The organism is Streptomyces sp. NRRL WC-3742 (genome assembly GCF_000720635.1).
GTDB lineage: Bacteria > Actinomycetota > Actinomycetes > Streptomycetales > Streptomycetaceae > Kitasatospora.
In genome coordinates, this window is the sequence record NZ_JOCF01000036.1 from 21,042 (window position 1) to 35,897 (window position 14,856).

13 protein-coding genes are annotated in these 14,856 nt (G+C 72.0%); all 13 read right to left on the reverse strand.

Features of this window, described 5'->3' with window-relative positions; genetic code table 11:
• Nucleotides 1-198: 198 nt before the first annotated feature.
• The gene (locus IH61_RS0120415; protein WP_031071806.1) at nt 199-1,560 is read right to left on the reverse strand and encodes a DivIVA domain-containing protein; all 1,362 of its coding nucleotides are present in this window, start codon (nt 1,558-1,560) and stop codon (nt 199-201) included.
• Between the two features lie 59 nt (nt 1,561-1,619).
• A complete protein-coding gene (locus tag IH61_RS0120420) occupies nt 1,620-1,901 on the reverse strand; it encodes a YggT family protein (RefSeq protein WP_031071808.1) in 282 nt (93 codons plus the stop codon).
• Nucleotides 1,902-1,998: 97 nt separating this feature from the next.
• Complete coding sequence (locus IH61_RS0120425; RefSeq protein ID WP_031071810.1) at nt 1,999-2,601, reverse strand: cell division protein SepF; 603 nt, start codon at nt 2,599-2,601, stop codon at nt 1,999-2,001.
• A 213-nt stretch (nt 2,602-2,814) separates the two neighbouring features.
• Entirely contained in the window at nt 2,815-3,621 is an 807-nt protein-coding gene (locus tag IH61_RS0120430; protein WP_078911269.1) for a YggS family pyridoxal phosphate-dependent enzyme, read from the reverse strand.
• Nucleotides 3,621-4,352: a peptidoglycan editing factor PgeF gene (gene pgeF / locus IH61_RS0120435; protein ID WP_031071815.1), complete on the reverse strand. Its 732-nt coding sequence runs from the start codon at nt 4,350-4,352 to the stop codon at nt 3,621-3,623. Before pgeF ends, IH61_RS0120430 begins: the two co-directional genes overlap by 1 nt.
• Entirely contained in the window at nt 4,349-5,572 is a 1,224-nt protein-coding gene (gene ftsZ, locus IH61_RS0120440; protein ID WP_031071817.1) for a cell division protein FtsZ, read from the reverse strand. The genes pgeF and ftsZ overlap by 4 nt, the downstream gene beginning before the upstream one ends.
• Before the next feature lie 364 nt (nt 5,573-5,936).
• Nucleotides 5,937-6,713, reverse strand: coding sequence for a cell division protein FtsQ/DivIB (locus IH61_RS0120445; protein ID WP_051837533.1), 777 nt, complete (start codon nt 6,711-6,713; stop codon nt 5,937-5,939).
• Nucleotides 6,706-7,812 carry an undecaprenyldiphospho-muramoylpentapeptide beta-N-acetylglucosaminyltransferase gene (murG, locus tag IH61_RS0120450; protein ID WP_031071821.1) on the reverse strand — a complete coding sequence of 369 codons (1,107 nt, stop codon included), beginning with the start codon at nt 7,810-7,812 and terminating at the stop codon, nt 6,706-6,708. Before murG ends, IH61_RS0120445 begins: the two co-directional genes overlap by 8 nt.
• 6 nt (nt 7,813-7,818) lie before the next feature.
• Nucleotides 7,819-9,189 (reverse strand): putative lipid II flippase FtsW, encoded by a 1,371-nt coding sequence (ftsW, locus tag IH61_RS41160; RefSeq protein ID WP_051837544.1) that lies wholly within the window; start codon nt 9,187-9,189, stop codon nt 7,819-7,821.
• 85 nt (nt 9,190-9,274) lie between these two features.
• Nucleotides 9,275-10,726, reverse strand: coding sequence for a UDP-N-acetylmuramoyl-L-alanine--D-glutamate ligase (murD, locus tag IH61_RS0120460; RefSeq protein WP_031071824.1), 1,452 nt, complete (start codon nt 10,724-10,726; stop codon nt 9,275-9,277).
• Nucleotides 10,723-11,784 (reverse strand): phospho-N-acetylmuramoyl-pentapeptide-transferase, encoded by a 1,062-nt coding sequence (gene mraY / locus IH61_RS0120465; protein WP_031071826.1) that lies wholly within the window; start codon nt 11,782-11,784, stop codon nt 10,723-10,725. Before mraY ends, murD begins: the two co-directional genes overlap by 4 nt.
• Nucleotides 11,784-13,187 carry a UDP-N-acetylmuramoyl-tripeptide--D-alanyl-D-alanine ligase gene (locus tag IH61_RS0120470; protein WP_031071829.1) on the reverse strand — a complete coding sequence of 468 codons (1,404 nt, stop codon included), beginning with the start codon at nt 13,185-13,187 and terminating at the stop codon, nt 11,784-11,786. Before IH61_RS0120470 ends, mraY begins: the two co-directional genes overlap by 1 nt.
• A complete protein-coding gene (locus IH61_RS0120475; protein WP_078911270.1) occupies nt 13,184-14,851 on the reverse strand; it encodes a UDP-N-acetylmuramoyl-L-alanyl-D-glutamate--2,6-diaminopimelate ligase in 1,668 nt (555 codons plus the stop codon). The genes IH61_RS0120470 and IH61_RS0120475 overlap by 4 nt, the downstream gene beginning before the upstream one ends.
• Nucleotides 14,852-14,856 lie beyond the last annotated feature (5 nt).

Below are 14,856 nucleotides of genomic sequence, written 5' to 3' on the forward strand. Positions count from 1 at the left end.
GGCACAGCGAGGCGTAGCGAGGCACAACAAGGCACAGCCCGCCGAAGCCGCCGTCGTCCCCCGGGATGACGGCGGCTTCGCCGTATCCCCGCCCCCGACGCACAGGACTCACCGGACGGCGCAGGACGCACAGAAGAGCGCCCCCTCCCCGACCCGTGGGTCGGAAAGGGGGCGCTCCCAAAGAGCCCGGCTACAACCTCAGTTGTCGCCGTCCTCGTCGATCAGGAAGCCGCGCATCGGCGCCGGAGCCTGCTGCATCGGCTGCGGCGGCTGGGGCCGGACGGCCGCCATCGGCTGCGTCATCCCGGCCGGCTGCATCTGCGGAGCACCACTGCCACCGGCAGCCTGCCCGCCGAAGCTCGGCGACTGAGCACCTCCACCGAAGGCGCTCTGCCCGCCGAAGGAGGGCGAGCCGCCGCCGAAGGACTGCTGGTTCCCGCCGAACGACGGAGCGGAGCTCATCGCGCTGGCACCGGCCGGCGCCATCGACGAGGCCGCCGGCGGCAGCGAGGCGGTGGCGGGGATCCGCGGCGGAGCGAGCGAGTCGTCGGCCTGCGACTCCAGCTGGCGCAGCTGGGTCTCCAGGTACGACTTCAGACGCGTGCGGTACTCACGCTCGAACGCCCGCAGGTCCTCGACCTTGCGCTCCAGCGTGGCCCGGGCCGACTCCAGCGACCCCATCGCGACGCGGTGCTTCTCCTGCGCGTCCCGCTCCAGGGCGTCGGCCTTGGCACGGGCGTCGCGCTCCAGGCCCTCGGCCCGGCTGCGCGCCTCGCCGACGATCTTGTTGGCCTCGGAGCGGGCCTCGGAGATCGCCTGGTCGGCGGTCTGCTGCGCGAGGGCGAGGACGCGGGCGGCGCTGTCGCCACCGGGGCCCTGCTGCTGCATCGGAGCCTGGCCACCGAGGGGGCCGCCCATCTGCGGCGGGCCGCCCATGGGGCCGCCCATCGGCTGCATCTGCTGCTGGCCCATGCCCTGGCCCATCGGGTTGCCCATCTGCTGCGGGCCACCGGGACCGCCCATGGGCTGGAGCATCTGACCGCCCATCGGCTGGACCAGCTGCTGCTGGCCGCCCATGGTCTGGCCCATCTGCTGCTGGCCACCGGGGCCTGCGGGGAGCTGCGGCGCGCCGGAGGGCAGGCCCAGCGGCTGCTGGCCGCCCATCTGCTGCTGGCCACCCATGGTCTGGCCGCCCATCGGCTGGCCCATCTGCTGCTGCGGACCGCCGGGGCCCATCTGCTGCGGGCCACCCGGACCCATCTGCTGCGGTCCACCCGGGCCCTGCTGGCCGGGGACCGGCGGGCCGGATATGGCGGCCGGCACGGGGGCGCCGGGACGCGAGTCCTGCGGCGGCTCCTTGCGCATGTTGGCCTGGTTCTGCGCGGCGGCGCGAGTCGCGGCCGCGAGCTTGGCCCGCAGGTCCTCGTTCTCCCGGAGGAGGCGGGTCAGCTCCGCCTCGACCTCGTCGAGGAAGGCATCGACCTCGTCCTCGTCATAGCCTTCACGCAGGCGGACGGTCGTGAACTGCTTGTTCCGAACGTCCTCGGGGGTCAATGGCATCTCTTCACCTCAACGTGATCGTCGGCACACCGGCATCCTGTCGCATCGCTCACCTACGACTAGGGGTGCACAAGCGAGATCAGGACATACACAATGATCATCAGTACGAAGAAGGACAGGTCGAGCGCCACGCCCCCGAAACGCAACGGCGGGATGAACCGCCGCAGAAGCTTGAGCGGAGGATCGGTGAGAGTGTACGTGGCCTCCAGCACCAGGACCATGGCCCTGCCGGGGCGCCACGAACGCGCGAACTGGAAGACCCAGTCCATCACCAGCCTCACGAGCAGGAACACCAGGAAGACGACAAGGGCGTAGTAGAGCACCGCCCACACGATGTTCATCGCGCTTCCCTCTCCCCGGCGTTGGCCCTAGGGCCGCCGCTCGTCACCTGTCGTTGACCCACTGTTGATCAGATCCACACGTACAGTCGTGGCCGGGTCAGCTCTGGTTGAAGAACCCACCCTCGGCGATCCGAGCCTTGTCCTCCGCCGTGACATCGACGTTAGCAGGCGACAGCAGGAACACCTTCTGTGTCACGCGCTCGATACTGCCGTGCAGACCGAAGACCAGTCCAGCCGCGAAGTCTACGAGCCGCTTCGCATCGGTGTCGTCCATCTCGGTCAAATTCATGATCACCGGGGTCCCGCCACGGAACTGTTCCCCGATGGTGCGGGCCTCGTTGTAGGTCCGAGGGTGCAGCGTGGTGATGCGGTAGGGCTCTCGTTCGTTCACTACCTTGGGCATGATCACCGGGGCGCTCTTCTCCAGGTTGTGGCGGCGTTCGGGTGTGATGGACGACACTGGGGCCATCCTCGGAGTCTCCTGCCGGATCGGCACCGCGGCCGGCACCGGCTGCGGGGTGATCGAGGAGACCGGGGCGGGCGCGGCGGCGGGCCGCGGGATGTCCTCGGTGCGCTGTCCCGTGCGGATCGGCTCGGGGTCCGCGTCGTAGTCGTCGTCGGGGTCGTACCCCTGGCCGTCGTACGTCTCGTCCTCCACGAGGCCGAGGTAGACCGCCATCTTGCGCATCGCGCCGGCCATGCTCCTGTCTCCTCCGCTTGTGGTGGACCGCCGGGCCACGGCCCTGACCAGCGGATTCCGCGGTCCCCCCACGACGGCGCGTCAGGCCGACGGCCTGTCAGGGTTCGTGGAGTGGGGGCCGCGGAGCTGCGATCCACGGTTCGCTAGCCGCCCCGAGGAGCTGCTAGATTCTGTCCTATTTTGTCCTGCAGTCTGATCTACTACCCGGTGACGTTACCTGAGGGGTGACCTCACTCCGAGTACCGCCGTACCGACGCGTACATGTGTCGCACCGGCGGCAATCGCCTGCTCAAGATCCCCGCTCATCCCTGCGGAAACCATGGTGGCAGCCGGATGGGTCGTCCGTACGCCGGTTGCGATTTCCACCAGTCGATCGAAGGCGCGGGCCGGGTCCCCGGCCAGCGGACCGGCGAGCGGAGCGACGGTCATCACACCGTCAAGTCGCAGCCCGGGCGCGTCGGCGATCGCGTCGGCCAGTTCGGCCACGTCCTCCGGCGCGACCCCGGCCCGGTGCTCGCCCTCCCCGTGCTCCTTGTCGAGGGCGACCTGCACCAGGCACCCCAGCTCGGGGCGCTCCGCCTTCAGCACGGCGGCCGAGAGCGACTCGACCAGCCGCAGCCGGTCCACCGAGTGCACACGGTTCGCGTACCGGACGACCGAGCGGACCTTGTTGGTCTGCAGCTGCCCGACGAAGTGCCAGTCAAGAGGAAGGTTTCTGCACTGCTCCGCCTTGGGTGCGGCGTCCTGGTCCCGGTTCTCCGCGACGTCCCTCACCCCCAGCCCGGCCAGCAGGGCGCTGTCCTCGGCGGGGTAGGTCTTGGTGACGACGACCAGGGTCACGTCCTCGCGGGGGCGCCCTGCGGCGGCACAGGCGTCCGCGATCCGGCGCTCGACCACCTCGAGGTTGGTGCCCAGCTCCTCGTAGCGGGCCCGCTGGCCCTCCGTCAGCGCTCCGAGCCACCTTTGATCAGGAAAGCTGCCGGGGCTGCCCGGGAACGGTCCGTAGATGTCGTTCGTCATCAGTGATCAGAGCCCAACCAGACGTAGCTCGCGAGCCGGCCCGTGCGCCGCTCGCGCCGGTAGGAGTAGTGGTCGGTCGATTCCAGCGTGCAGACCGGTGAGCGCACCAGCGAGGTGACGCCCGCCTCGGCCAGCTGCGCCGCGACGCCCTCCGCCACGTCCAGCGCCGGGGTCCCCCAGGAGGTCTCGGCGAAGGCCGTCGGCACCACGGCCGCGACCTCGGCGCGCAGCCCGGCCGGCACCTCGTAGCAGCGGCCGCAGACCGCGGGGCCGGTGGCGGCGGTGATCCGCGCCGGCTCGGCCCCGAGTTCGACCATCGCCCGTACGGTCGCGGGCACCACCCCGGCCGCCAGCCCGGGCCGGCCCGCGTGGGCCGCGCCCACCACGCCCGCCACCGGGTCGGCCAGCAGCACGGGGGTGCAGTCGGCGGTCAGCACCGCCAGCGCGAGCGGCCGGTCGGTGACCACCCCGTCCACGGTCGGCGCCTGCCCGTCCGCCTGGCGCCGCGTCACCACGGACACCTCGGCCCCGTGCACCTGGTTCATCCAGACCACGTCGGCCGGTTCGATCCCCAGTTCCCGGGCGGCCAGCACCCGATTCTCCCGGACGGCCTCCGGATCGTCCCCCACCGCACCGCCGAGGTTGAGCTCCCCGTACGGCGAAGTGCTCACCCCGCCCCACCGGTCGGTGAAGGCGAAGTGAGCACCCGCGCGGATCGAGTGATCGATCACTTAAGGAAATCCGGTACGTCGAGCTCCTCCGCCGGGCTCTCCACGTACGGCTGCCGGGCCGGCTGGACCTGCGGCGGCACCGGGGCGGCCGTCGTGGTGGCCGGGGTCTCGGCGGAACGGGCCGACGCCGGGGTCTCGCTCTCCGAGCGGGAGGTCACCGAGCCGATGCCGCCGTAGGACGGGCGGGAGGCCGGGCGCTCCGGGGCGGCCGCGGGGGTGGACGGCGTGGAGGCGGTGGCCTTGACCACCGGGTCGCGGACGATCGCCGGCGGCTGCCCGCCGTCGAAGCCGGCCGCGATGACGGTGACGCGCACCTCGTCGCCGAGCGCATCGTCGATGACGGCGCCGAAGATGATGTTCGCCTCGGGGTGCGCGGCCTCGCTGACCAGCTGGGCCGACTCGTTGATCTCGAACAGGCCGAGGTCGGAGCCGCCCGAGATGGACAGCAGCACGCCGCGGGCGCCGTCGATCGAGGCTTCCAGCAGCGGGGAGGAGATCGCCATCACGGCGGCGGCCTTGGCGCGGTCCTCGCCGCGGGCCGAGCCGATGCCCATGAGCGCCGAACCGGCGTCCGACATGACGGACTTGACGTCGGCGAAGTCGAGGTTGATCAGACCCGGGGTGGTGATCAGGTCGGTGATGCCCTGGACACCGGAGAGCAGGACCTGGTCCGCCGAGCGGAACGCGTCGAGCACGCTGACCTGGCGGTCCGAGATGGACAGCAGCCGGTCGTTGGGGATCACGATGAGGGTGTCGACCTCCTCGCGCAGCGAGGCGATGCCGTCCTCGGCCTGGTTGGCGCGGCGGCGGCCCTCGAAGGTGAACGGGCGGGTGACCACACCGATCGTCAGGGCGCCCAGGGAGCGCGCGATGTTGGCGACGACGGGCGCGCCGCCCGTGCCCGTGCCACCGCCCTCGCCGGCCGTCACGAAGACCATGTCGGCCCCCTTGAGGACCTCCTCGATCTCCTCGCGGTGGTCCTCGGCGGCCTTGCGGCCGACCTCGGGGTTGGCTCCGGCGCCGAGGCCCCGGGTGAGTTCACGGCCCACATCGAGCTTGACGTCGGCGTCGCTCATCAGGAGGGCCTGCGCATCGGTGTTGATCGCGATGAACTCGACGCCCTTGAGACCGACCTCGATCATCCGGTTGATGGCGTTGACACCACCGCCGCCGATTCCGACGACCTTGATGACTGCGAGGTAGTTCTGCGGTGCTGCCACGTCGAAGGCCCTCTCGCCTCGAATTTCCGGGTCGGCTCGACCCAGTGGGGGGACGTACCGACGGATGTCGATGGGTAGGGAGCGCGGTTTCTGACTGAATGTCCGAAATGCCGACCACCGACCCCAACCCTAAACTTGACCTTTAGGGTTAGTGCTGCGCCACCGTCACATCACCAGGGGACACAGTCTGGTGACACAGGACACTAGGTGGCTCCGGGCACGTGTTTCAACGAACACGCCGAGCTTCCCTTTTTCTTTTGAGCCTATGTGATCATCGGCCGGCTTACGAAACCGGGGTGACCACCAAGGGTCGGGCCGACACTTCGAGGCGTCAACCCCTCCCTCAGCCACAGAACCTACCGGATCAGCCGGACACCGCCGGCGCCTCCGGCGCACTCACGTCGTAGTTCGTGCCCTTCTGGTTCATCAGTGCGACCAGCAGCCGGGCCTTGCGGTCGATCTGGTCCGGGCTCCCCCAGCGCACCGTCGCACCGCCGCTGAGCTGCAGTTCGATGTCGTCGTAGGAGTGCACGAGCACCGATCCGGCCCGCTTGGCGAGGTCCGGCGGAAGTCCGGCGGCCACCGCCACCGCCCCGCGCACCAGCTGCGGACGGGAGATCACCGACTCCACGTCCAGGGCCGGCTGACTGAGCCGCAGCTCCACCACCGGCACTCCTGCCGGTGGGGCCGCCTCGGTGGCGAAGCTCACTCCCGAAGCGTCCACCTGGGTGAATCTGCCGTCCTCCCCCTTGACGGCGGCCGCCGCCGTGCGCTGGACGACCTTGACACGCAGGGTGTGCGGCCAGCCCCGCCACACCTCGGCCTTCGCCACCCGGGGGATCGCCTCCACCCGGCGCCGGGCCTCGTCCAGGTCGACCCGGGCCAGCGGGCCGTCGGCCAGCGCGCCGATCGACCCCCGCACCTGGTCCGGGGTCAGGTTGTCGTCCGGCGCGCCCTGGACGGCGACGCTGCGCACGTCCAGCACCGAGGAGTAGAACACCAGCCAGGCCAGCACACCGACCACCGCGGCGCCGAACACGCTCAGCACCACGACGCCCCGCCGGGAGAGCCGGAGGCGAGGGGCGTTCTCCTCGTCCTCCAGCTCCTCCTCGAGGGGGTCGGCGAGCCGACCGTCAGCCACGGCGGCGGCCGCCGCGGTGGGCCTGGATGGCCTCGTAGACCATGCCGACCAGCAGGTCGTCGGCGTCCCGGCGGCCGAACTCGGCGGCCGCCCGGCTCATGTCCCAGAGCCGCTGAGGGTCGGTGAGCACCGGCAGCACGTTCTGGAGCACCCAGTCCGTGGTCAGCTCGGCGTCGTCCACCAGCAGGCCCCCGCCGGCCTTGACCATCGGCTGGGCGTTCAGCCGCTGCTCGCCGTTGCCGATCGGCAGCGGCACGAAGGCGGCGGGCAGGCCCACGGCGGCCAGCTCGGCCACGGTCATGGCGCCGGCCCGGCAGAGCATCAGGTCGGCGGCCGCGTAGGCGAGGTCCATCCGGTCGATGTACGGCACCGGGCGGTACGGCGGCATCCCGGGGACGTCCGCGACCTGCGGCAGCTCGTTCTTCGGGCCGACGGCGTGCAGGATCTGCACGCCGTACTGCTGCAGCCTCGGGGCGATCGCGGTGATCGTCTCGTTCAGCCGCCGGGCGCCCTGGGAGCCGCCGGAGACGAGCAGGGTGGGCAGCCGCTGGTCGAGGCCGAAGTACTGGCGGGCCTCGGGCCGGGTGGCGCCCCGGTCCAGGGTGGCGATGGTCCGGCGCAGCGGGATGCCGATGTACCGGGAGTCGCGCAGCTTGCTGTCCGGGGTGGAGACGGCGACGAAGTCGGAGTAGCGGGCACCGATCTTGTTGGCCAGGCCCGGGCGGGCGTTGGCCTCGTGCACGACGATCGGCACGCCGGCGCGCTTGGCGGCCAGGTAGGCGGGCATGGCCACGTAGCCGCCGAAGCCGACCACGCAGTCGGCGTTGACCCGCTCGATGATCTCCTGGGCGGCCCGGACGGTGCCGCGCAGCCGGCCGGGGACGGTGATCAGCTCGGGGGTGGGCTTGCGGGGCAGCGGGACGGCCGGGATCAGCTCCAGCTGGTAGCCGCGCTCGGGTACCAGCCGGGTCTCCAGGCCCCTCTCGGTGCCCAGGGCGGTGATCCCGACGGACGGGTCGTGCCTGCGGAGTGCGTCCGCGAGGGCCATGGCCGGTTCGATGTGACCGGCGGTCCCCCCGCCGGCGAGTACGACATGCACCGAAATTCACCGCTCCCTGCGTGCCGGCCCCGGGGCCGGGCGCGCTGTGGTTCGTCGTCGTGGCAGCACCCGGGCCAGTCGCTTCCTGATCCGGGAGTTCTTGCTCCGGGCGGCCAGGGCCGCCTTCGCGCCCGAGGAGCTGCGTGCCAGGCAGAGCAGCACCCCGATCGCGGACATGGCCGACAGCATGGCGGAACCGCCGTAGGAGAACAGCGGGAGCGGGACGCCCGCGATGGGCAGCAGTCCCAGCGCCGACCCCAGGTTGATCATGGCCTGAGCCATGATCCAGGTGGTGGCGGCTCCCGCGGCGTACCTGACGAAGGGGTCCTTCGTACCGATGGCCACACGGATACCCGCGTAGCCTAGTGCCGCGAAGAGACCGATCACCGACAGCGTCCCCACGAGACCGAGTTCCTCGCCGGTGGCGGCGAAGATGAAGTCGGTGTGCGCCTCGGGCAGCTGCCCCCACTTCTCCACACCGGCGCCCAGGCCCGTGCCGAAGCCGCCGCCGAGGGCGAACGAGTAGGCGCCGTGCAGGGCCTGGAAGCAGGCGCCGTCCGGGTCGAGCTTGGTGACGCCGATGCAGCCCAGCCGCTCCGCCCGGTGCGGGACGGTGACGACCAGGGCGGTGCAGACCACGACGGCCACCCCGAGGGTGGCGACGAACAGGCGCAGGGGCGCGCCGACCATCCACAGCAGCGCGAAGACCATGGCGACGAGGATCATCGAGGTCCCCATGTCGCCGCCGATCATGATCAGCGCGAGCAGCAGCAGGGCGCCGGGCACGAGCGGCACCAGCAGGTGCTTCCACGAGTTGAGGGTGCCGGCCTTCTGCTTGCGGGCGAGCAGGTCGGCGCCCCAGAGGACCAGCGCGAGCTTGGCGAACTCGGAGGGCTGGAACTGGAAGAAGCCGAAGTCCAGCCAGTTCTGGTTGCCGTTGATCCGCACCCCGATGCCGGGGACGGCGACCAGCGCGAGGGCGCCGATCACCCCGAACATCACCGGGTAGACGATGACCCGCAGCACCGCCAGCGGCACGGAGGCGAAGCCGATCAGCAGGGCGAGGCCGAGGATGGCCGCGATCAGCTGCTTGAGGAAGTAGTACTGCGCGGTGTGGTGCTGGTTCAGCGCCAGGATCTGCGAGGCCGAGAAGACCATCATCAGGCCGAGCACGAGCAGCAGCAGGACGGTGCCCAGCACCAGCAGGTAGGGCGTGAGCGGCCGGTCCAGCCAGTACCCGACCCCGGCCCGGAAGGCCCGCAGCCGGGCCAGCGGACCGGCCGACTTGTACTTGGTCGTGGTGGCGGAGATCACGCGCCACGGCTCGGCGGGGTCCTGCTTCGTCGCCCCGGAATCCGCCCTGCCCTGCCCCGCCACCAGTCCCCGCTCTCCCTACCGACGGCTCGTTCGCCTCCGGCCCGCTCTGACCCGACGCCGACGGTCGTCGGCGCGGGCCTTCGGCTCACTCCCCGGGGTCCGCCAGCTCCCGGACGGCCGCCGCGAACATGTCGCCGCGCTCGCCGTAGTTGGTGAACATGTCCATCGAGGCGCAGGCCGGCGCCAGCAGCACCGTGTCACCCGATCGGGCGAGCGACGCGGCCGTTCGAACGATCTCGGCCATCGCCACCGCGCCAGTCTGGCCCTCTGCCGCCTCGACCACCGGCACATCCGGAGCGTGTCGCTCCAGGGCCTCGCGGATCACCGCGCGGTCCTGGCCGATCAGCACCACCGCGCGCAGCCGCTCGGCCGCGCCCTGGACGAGGTCGTCGAAGGTCGCGCCCTTGGCCAGTCCCCCGGCGATCCAGACGATCGGCCGGTAGGCGGCCAGCGAGGCGGCCGCGGCGTGGGTGTTGGTGGCCTTGGAGTCGTCGATGTACGTGATCTCGCGGACGGTGCCGACCTCGGCGATCCGGTGGGCGTCCGGGCGGAAGGCCCGCAGGCCCTCGCGGACCGCCTTCGCGTCGACCCCGTACGAGCGCGCCAGCGCCGCCGCGGCGAGCGCGTTCGCGATGTTGTGCGGCGCGGGCGGGTTGACGTCCTCGACGGCTCCGAGCTCGGCGGCGTTCGTGGCCCGGTCCTGGACGAAGGCCCGGTCCACCAGCAGCCCGTCCACCACGCCGAAGTTCGACGGGCTGGGCGCGCCGAGGCCGAAGCCGATCGCCCGGCAGCCCTCCTCGACGTCGGCCTCCATGACCAGCGCCTCGGTGGCCGGGTCGGCCAGGTTGTACACGCAGGCGACGACGTTGCCCTCGTAGATCCGGCCCTTGTCGGCGGCGTACGCCTCCATCGACCCGTGCCAGTCGAGGTGGTCGGGCGCCAGGTTGAGCACCGCGGCCGAGTACGGGCGCAGCGAGGGCGCCCAGTGCAGCTGGTAGCTGGAGAGCTCGACGGCGAGGACGTCGTACGGCTCCTCGGCGAGCACCGCGTCCAGCACCGAGACCCCGACGTTGCCGACGGCGGCGGTGCGCTTGCCGGCGGCGGCCAGGATCGAGGCGAGCATCTGGACGGTGGTGGTCTTGCCGTTGGTGCCGGTGACGGCCAGCCAGGGGGCGGGCTCGCCGGTGGCGGGCAGCGGCTTGCGCAGGCGCCAGGCGAGTTCGACGTCGCCCCAGACCTCGACGCCGACCGCCGCGGCGGCGGCGAACAGCGGGCTGTCGGGTGCCCAGCCGGGCGAGGTGACGATCAGCCGGGTGCCCTCGGGCAGGCTGTCGCCGTCGCCCAGGCGCACGGCGACGCCCAGCGCCTCCAGCTCGGCGGCGCGCGCCCGCAGGCCCGCGCCGCTGCCGCCGTCGACGACGGTGACGCTCGCGCCGAGGCCGCGCAGGACGCGGGCGGCGCTGATGCCGGAGACGCCGAGCCCGGCGACGACGACGGGCAGATCGGTGAAGTCGGTGTCGGTGTCGGTGTTGGTCATCCCGCTCGGTATCCCGCGTAGAAGAGGCCGAGGCCGACGGCCACGCAGAGGCCCTGGATGATCCAGAAGCGGACCACGACCAGGACTTCGCTCCAGCCCTTGAGTTCGAAGTGGTGCTGCAGCGGCGCCATCTTGAAGACGCGCTTGCCGGTCATCCGGAAGGAGCCGACCTGGATGATCACCGACAGGGTGATGATCATGAAGAGGCCGCCGAGGATGATCAGCAGCAGCTCGGTGCGCGAGCAGATCGCGAGGCCGGCCAGGGCGCCGCCGAGGGCGAGCGAACCGGTGTCGCCCATGAAGATCTTGGCGGGCGAGGTGTTCCACCACAGGAAGCCGAAGCAGGAGCCCATCAGGGCGGCGGCGACCACCGCGAGGTCCAGCGGGTCGCGGACGTCGTAGCAGGCGCCGGTGGCGGAGATGAAGTAGGCGCAGCTCTGCGAGTACTCCCAGAGCCCGATGAAGGTGTAGGCGCCGAAGGCCATCACCGAGGCGCCGGTGGCCAGGCCGTCCAGACCGTCCGTCAGGTTCACGCCGTTGGAGGTCGCGGCGATCATGAAGTAGGCGAAGATGACGAACAGCACGGGGCCGATCGACCAGCTGAAGTCGCGTACGAAGGACAGCTTCTCCGAGGCCGGGCTGAGGCCCCGGTCGTCGTGGAACTGCAGCGCGAGGACGGCGAAGGCCAGGCCGACGATCGACTGTCCGGCCAGCTTCGCCTTGGCCCGCAGGCCCAGCGAGCGGCGCTTGACGACCTTGATGTAGTCGTCGAGGAAGCCGACCAGGCCCAGACCGGTCGTCAGGAAGAGCACCAGCAGGCCGGAGGCGGTCGGGCTGTCGCCCGTTATCGCCTTCGTGCCGAAGTACGCGATCAGGGTCGCCAGGATGAAGGCGATGCCGCCCATGGTGGGCGTGCCCTTCTTGCTGTGGTGCGCCTTGGGGCCGTCGTCGCGGATGTACTGGCCGTAGCCCTGACGGGCGAGCAGCTTGATCAGGGCGGGGGTGCCGATCAGCGAGAGGATCAGACCGATCATCCCGGAGATCAGGATCTGCTTCATCATCGGGCAGCACCGTCCGCCAGGATCGCCTCGGCCACCTTCTCCAGCCCCACCGAACGGGACGCCTTCACCAGGACCACATCCCCGGGCCGCAGCTGACTGCGCAGCAGTTCGACCGCCGCGTCCGCGTCGGACACCAGCACCGACTCCTCACCCCACGAACCTTCGTTCCTCGCGCCGAGTTCCATGCAGGCCGCCTCGCGTCCGCCGACCGCCACCAGCTTGGTGACGTCCAGCCGGACGGCGAGCCGTCCGATGGCGTCGTGCTCGGCCAGGCTCTCCTCGCCGAGCTCCCGCATCTCCCCGAGCACCGCCCAGGTACGGCGGCGCTCCGGGCCCCGGCCCCCCATCGAGACCAGCGCCCGCAGCGCGGCCCGCATCGAGTCGGGGTTCGCGTTGTAGGCGTCGTTGACGACGGTGACACCATCGGCCCGGTCGACGACCTCCATGCGCCAGCGGGACAGCGCACCCGCCTCGCCCAGGGCGGCGGCGGTGTCGTCGACGGTCATCCCGAGCTCCGTCGCCACCGCGGCGGCGGCGAGGGCGTTCGAGACGTGGTGCTCACCGTACAGGCGCAGCTGCACGGGCGCGGAACCGGCCGGGGTGGTGAGCGTGAACGATGGCCGTCCGGTGGCGTCCAGGCGAACGTCGGTCGCCCGCACGTGGGCGTCCGGGGACTCGCCGAAGTACACGACCTTCGCCCTGGTCCGGGAAGCCATGGCGCGCACCAGCCGGTCGTCCGCGTTGAGGATCGCGGTGCCGTCGGCCGGGAGCGCCTCGACGATCTCGCCCTTGGCCTCGGCGATCGCCTCCTGCGAGCCGAACTCGCCGACGTGCGCGGTGCCGACGTTGAGCACCAGTGCGATGTTCGGCGGGGTGATCGAGGTGAGGTACTCGATGTCGCCCTTGTGCCGGGCGCCCATCTCCATCACCAGGTGCCGGGTGCCGGCCTCGACCCGCAGCGCGGTCATCGGGTGGCCGATCTCGTTGTTGAGCGAGCCCGGCGGGTAGACGGTGTCGCCGAGGCGCTGGAGCAGCTGGGCGATCAGGTCCTTGGTGCTGGTCTTGCCGGCCGAGCCGGTCAGCGCGACCACGGCGGTGCCCTCGGCGCGGGCGACCACGGCACGGGCCAGCTTGCCGAGCGCGTCCACCACACTGTCGACCAGGACGGCGGGGACGCCGACCGGACGGGAGGCCAGCACGGCGACGGCGCCGGCCTCGACCGCGGTGGCCGCGTAGTCGTGGCCGTCGACGTGCTCGCCGATGAAGGCCGCGAACAGGCCGCCGGGGGTCACCTTGCGCGAGTCGACCTCGACCGGGCCGGTGACCGGGGTGTCCGGGTCGGCACCGTCGAGGGTGCCTCCGACCGCGGCGGCCACCTCGGCGAGGGTCAGTGCGATCACTGCTGCTCTACTCCTCGGTCGCCCCGGGCGGCCGTGGTCCGCACGATCGCGCTCTTCCTGATCGCCTCGTGCAGCACCTCCCGGTCGTCGAAGGGGCGGATCTCGTCTCGTACGTACTGGCCGAGCTCGTGGCCCTTGCCGGCCACCAGCACGGTGTCGCCCGCCTGGGCGCGGGCGACGGCCAGGCCGATCGCCTCGGCCCGGTCGGGCACGACCAGGACGGCCCCGCGCTCGGCCTCGGGGACGGCGGCGGCGCCGTTCAGCATGCTGGCGAGGATCGCCAGCGGGTCCTCGCTGCGCGGGTTGTCACTGGTCAGCACAGCGGTGTCGGCGAGGCGGGCGGCGATGTCGCCCATCGGGCCGCGCTTGTGCGGGTCGCGGTCGCCGCCGCAGCCGACGACGACGTGCAGCCGGCCCTTGGTGACCTCGCGCAGCGAGCCGAGGACGGCGCTCAGGGCGTCCGGCTTGTGCGCGTAGTCGACCACGGCGACGTACGGCTGGCCCGCGTCCACCCGCTCCAGCCGGCCGGGGACGCCGGGGACGGCGGCGACGCCGGCCACGGCCTGCTCCAGCGGCAGCCCGGCGGCGGCCAGCGCGGTGATCGCGGCGAGCGCGTTGGCGACGTTGAACGGGCCGGGCAGCGGCACGGAGGCGTCGGCCCCGGCGCCGTCCGGGCCGACCACCCGGAAGGTGGAGCCGGCCGGGCCGAGCTGCACGTCCACGGCCCGCCAGTCGGCCTCGGGGGCGTCGGCGGCGGAGAAGGTGGTCACCGGGATCTCGGCCTCGGCGGCGAGCCGGCGGCCGTACGCGTCGTCCAGGTTGACCACGCCCAGGCGGGACTTGCCGGGCTGGAAGAGCCGGGCCTTCGCCTGGAAGTAGTCCTCCATGTCCGGGTGGAAGTCGAGGTGCTCGGGGGTGAGGTTGTTGAACAGCGCGACGTCGTAGGCCACCCCGTCGGTGCGGCCGAAGACCAGGGCGTGGCTGGAGACCTCCATGGCCACCGCGTCGGCGCCGCGCTCGGCCATCACGCCGAGGATCGCGTGCAGGTCGGTGGCCTCGGGGGTGGTGCGCTCGCTCTTGATCCGCTCCTCGCCGACCCGCATCTCGACGGTGCCGATGACGCCCGGGCTGCGCCCGGCGCCGCGCAGGCCGCCCTCGACGAGGTAGGAGGTGGTGGTCTTGCCGTTGGTGCCGGTCAGCCCGATCATCAGCAGCCGCTCGGACGGGTGGCCGTAGACGATCGCGGCCAGCTCCCCCATCCGGGCCCGCGGCCGGTCGACGACCAGCAGCGGCAGGCCCGTCCCGGCGGCCAGCTCGGCCCCGGCCGGGTCGGTGAGCACCGCCACCGCGCCGGCCGCGGCGGCCTTGTCGGCGAAGGCCGCGCCGTGGTGGTTGGCGCCCGGGAAGGCCACGTACACGTCGCCCGGGCGCACCGCGCGGGAGTCGTGGGTGACGCCGGTGACGGCGCCGCCCTCGACGGGCGGCAGGCCCATCCGCGTGGCCAGTTCGGCGAGCGGCAGGGCGGTGGTCCCGGTCGGGCGGGGCGGAGTCACGGTGGTTTGATCGGGTTTCGGCACGGCGGGAAGGCTATCCGCCGAAGGGTGCCCAGGGCCAAACCGGGCCTTCGCCGCGCCGCCGCCGCGGCCGGTGCGCTGCTCGTCCATGCTCG